This window comes from Magnetospirillum sp. ME-1 (genome assembly GCF_002105535.1).
Lineage (GTDB): Bacteria > Pseudomonadota > Alphaproteobacteria > Rhodospirillales > Magnetospirillaceae > Phaeospirillum.
The window spans coordinates 2104895-2108801 of the sequence record NZ_CP015848.1 but is presented as its reverse complement, the minus strand read 5'-3'; the positions used below and the strand labels follow the sequence as shown (position 1 = coordinate 2108801).

The window sequence follows — 3907 nt, the reverse complement described above, 5'->3', positions numbered from 1 at the left end:
GCCCTTTACTTTGTAGTTCTGTATGTTTCAAATCGTAATCCTAAATTTAGGATCTCGTCGGCTGCCTGCCCCCGCAACCAAATCAAAAGCCGCCAGATCACACATCTGGCGGCGTTTCGCTTTTCCGGGGCCCGGATTGGGCGACCAAGGCGAGTAAGCACGGGGTTATGCCACTCGCTCGGAAGCCATGATCCGCGAGCTGGATTCCTGGGGCGTCAAGTTCGAGAAGGACGAGACCGGCGACTATGCGGTGAAGAAGGTCCACCACATGGGCTCCTACGTCCTGCCCATGCCCGAGGGCTACGCCATCAAGAAGCACATCTTCAAGCAGATCAAGAGGCTGGGGGTCGAGGTCAGCAACCGCCTGATCACCACGCGGCTGCTCACCGCCGCCGACGGGCGCATCGCCGGCGCCCTGGCCCTGGATTCCCGCTCGGGCGAATTCGTGGTGATCCGGGCGCGTGCCGTGGTGCTGTGCACCGGGGCGGCGGGGCGGTTGGGTCTGCCCGCCTCGGGCTATCTGTTCGGCACCTACGAGAATCCCTGCAATGCCGGCGATGGCTATTCCATGGCCTATCACGCGGGGGCCGAGCTGTCGGGGCTGGAGTGCTTCCAGATCAATCCGCTGATCAAGGATTACAACGGCCCGGCCTGCGCCTACGTCACCGGCCCGTTCGGCGGCTTCACCGTCAACGCCAAGGGCGAGCGCTTCATCAAGAGCGATTACTGGTCGGGCCAGATGATGCTGGAATTCTGGCGCGAGCTGGAAAGCGGCAACGGACCCGTCTTCCTCAAGCTCGACCATCTGGCCGACGAGACGGTCACCAAGATCGAGAACGTCCTTCATATCACCGAGCGTCCGACGCGGGGCCTGTTCCATCAGGGCCGTCACACCGACTACCGCCATGATCTGGTGGAGATGCACATCTCCGAGATCGGGCTGTGCGGCGGCCATTCGGCGTCCGGCGTCTGGGTGGACGAGAACGCCCGGACCACCGTGCCCGGCCTTTACGCCGCCGGCGACCTGTGCAACGTCGCCCACAATTACATGCTGGGGGCCATGGTGTTCGGCGCCATCGCCGGCCAGGACGCGGTGGATTACGTGGCCGGACTGGAGCTGCCCGACCTGGACGAGGCCCAGGTGGCGGCCGAGCGGGAAAGGGTCTTCGCGCCGCTGCTGCGCGCCGAAGGCCTGGAGCCCGCCCAGGTGGAATACAAGCTGCGCCGCATGGTCAACGACTACCTCCAGCCGCCCAAGGTGACCCGCAAGATGGAGATCGGCCTCGTCCGCTTCGCCGAGATCCGCGAGGATCTGAAGCGTATCAAGGCCAACTCTCCCCACGAACTCATGCGGGCGCTGGAGATCTACGCCATCGTCGATTGCGCCGAACTGGCGGCGCTGGCCTCGCTGTACCGCACCGAAAGTCGCTGGGGCCTCTACCACTACCGCACCGATTTCGACTTCAGGAACGATTCCGAGTGGTTCTGCTTCGTCGAGGTCAAAAAGGGCGCCGACGGCAAGCCGGACTTCTTCAAACGCCCCGTCGATCCCTACATCGTGCCGGTCGGGGACGACGAGCGGAACGCCTATAACGAATTGCGCATCGATACGGCTGCGGAGTGACTGCCATGACCCATCTCGCCCAACCCTCCGTCACCATCGATCCCGACAAGTGCATCGCCGCCAAGGGCTGCCGCACCTGCATCGACGTCTGCCCCACCGACATCCTGGCCCTCGGCCCGGACGGCAAGGTTCACATGGCCTATGACGAGTGCTGGTACTGCCTGCCCTGCCAGCACGATTGCCCGACCAAGGCCATCACCGTTTCCATTCCCTACCTGCTGCGCTGAGGCGGTGATGCTCGATCCCGAAATCGCCGCCCTGACCAAAGCCCTGGATCAGCCCGATCCGGACGTTCGCCGCATCGTGGTGATGCAGGCGGCGGATTGGGCGCACGATCATCCCGGCCTGTTCGCCCAAGCCAGCCGCGACGAGGACCCGGGTGTGCGGCTGGAGGCGGTCAAGGCCCTGGAGGGCGACGCCTCCGAAGACGGCGTCAACGCTCTGGTCGACCGCCTGGAGGACACGGAGGAGGAAATCCGGACGGCGGCGGCGCAATCCCTGGCGGAAATCCTCGACGAGGCCGCCGGGCCGGTGCTGCTGGGCCGGCTGGCCGAAGCGCGCGGACAGGCGAGGGCGGCCATTCTTGCCGGCTTGCGCAAGCTGCGGCAGGAGGGCGCGCTGGAGCCGGCCCTGGACGCGCTCGGCGATCCCCTGGCCTCGGTCAGGCTGGAGGCGGTCCGCGTGCTGGGCTATCTGCGCCATGACCGCGCCGTGGTGGGGCTGGCCGAACGGGTCACGGTGGATACCGATGCCGAGGTCCGCCGCGCTGCCGTGGGCGCCCTGGGATTCGCCGAGCCGGGCGCGGCGGCGCCCGCCCTGCTGCGCGCCCTGGGCGATGCCGACTGGCAGACGCGGGAAGAGGCGGCGGTGACCCTGGGCAAGCTGCTGCCAGCCGAAGCGGCGGACGGCCTGATCGCCGCCCTTGACGATTCCTACTGGCAGGTGCGGCTGAAGGCGGCGGTGGCGCTGGGGCGACTGAAGGCAGGGGCGGCGGTGCCCGCCCTGATCGCCCAATTGTCCCACGCCATCGGCAATCTGCGGCGCGAGGCCGCCGGCGCCCTGGCCGCCATCGGTGACCGGGCGGCCGTTCCCGCCCTGACGGAGGCCTTGGACGATGCCGACGTCGAGGTGCGCAAATCGGCCCGCCGTGCCCTGGACGCGCTTGCATGAAGGCGGTCGGCGACTTTCTCCACCGTCGCCAGGATGTGGTCCGCATGGTCCAGTGGGGCATGGCGCTGGTGTATTTCGTCCTGCTGCTGGGCCCCGTCGTAATCCCTGCCGGCGGTTTGGGCCGGGTGGCCGAAGCGGTGTTCTGGGGCGTGTGGTGGCCGGCGGTGATCCTGTCGGTGATGGTGTTCGGCCAGTTCTGGTGCGGCGTGCTGTGCCCCGACGGCACCGTCACCGAATGCGCCAGCCGCCACGGCAAGGGGGCCAAGCCTGCTGAATGGCTGCGTTGGGGCTGGTGGCCGCTGCTGGCCTTCGCCGCCGTGACCCTGTTCAGCGATTCCGTTGATGCCCATCGCTCGGCCTGGGGCACCCTGGCGGCGGTGGGCGGTATGTCGCTCCTCGCCCTGGCCACCGGCCTGTGGTTCGGCAAAGGGCGCCGCGTGTGGTGCCGCTATCTCTGCCCGGCGGGCAGCGTGTTCTCGCTGCTGGCGCGCGCCTCGGCCCTGCATTTCAAGGTGGACCGCGCCCGCTGGGACGCCGCGCCCCGCCCCAGCCCAAAGCCGGTGGACTGCCCCCTGCTGCTGGACGTGCGGCGGCTGACCAGCAACGAGAAGTGCAACATGTGCGGCCGCTGCTCGGGCCATCGCGGCGCGGTGGAACTGGCGTGGCGGCCCCTGGGCTCGGAAATTGCCGGCCTCAAGGATGACGAGGTGCGGCCCTGGGACGCGGCGGGCATCTGCTTCGTGCTGATCGGGCTGTGCTTTGCCGGATTTCATTGGACCGGCGATATTGTCGCCATCCTGGCCGTGGCCCTGGGGCTGGGCGGAGCCGTCGCCGCGTCGCTGCTGCTGGCGGCGGGACGACAGGGCTGGATGCGTCTGGCCTATGCCCTGATCCCCCTGGCCGGGTTCGGGCTGTTCCTGGGGGCGGTCGAGCATTCCCTGGCCCTGGTGGAGTGCCCTGATCTGCTGCCCTGGCTGCGGACGGTCTTCGTCACCCTGGGCCTCGCCTGGAGCGGACGGCTGGGATGGGGCCTGGCGCAGGGCGCCCGCGCCAGGATCGTCTTTACCGGCCTATCGGTGGGGCTGGCCGCCCTCTATCTGCTCATCTGACCCC

3 protein-coding genes and 1 pseudogene are annotated in these 3907 nt (G+C 68.0%); all 4 read left to right on the top strand.

Going from position 1 to position 3907, the window contains the following annotated elements:
• Window positions 1-175: 175 nt before the first annotated feature.
• A pseudogene (locus tag WV31_RS09840) lies at window positions 176-1624 on the top strand (fumarate reductase/succinate dehydrogenase flavoprotein subunit); the annotation flags it as partial.
• Between the two features lie 5 nt (window positions 1625-1629).
• Window positions 1630-1851: a 4Fe-4S dicluster domain-containing protein gene (locus tag WV31_RS09835; protein ID WP_085373382.1), complete on the top strand. Its 222-nt coding sequence runs from the start codon at window positions 1630-1632 to the stop codon at window positions 1849-1851.
• 7 nt (window positions 1852-1858) lie between these two features.
• Window positions 1859-2794 (top strand): HEAT repeat domain-containing protein, encoded by a 936-nt coding sequence (locus WV31_RS09830; protein WP_085373381.1) that lies wholly within the window; start codon window positions 1859-1861, stop codon window positions 2792-2794.
• A complete protein-coding gene (locus WV31_RS09825) occupies window positions 2791-3903 on the top strand; it encodes a 4Fe-4S binding protein (RefSeq protein WP_085373380.1) in 1113 nt (370 codons plus the stop codon). The genes WV31_RS09830 and WV31_RS09825 overlap by 4 nt, the downstream gene beginning before the upstream one ends.
• The last annotated feature ends 4 nt before the right edge of the window (window positions 3904-3907 follow it).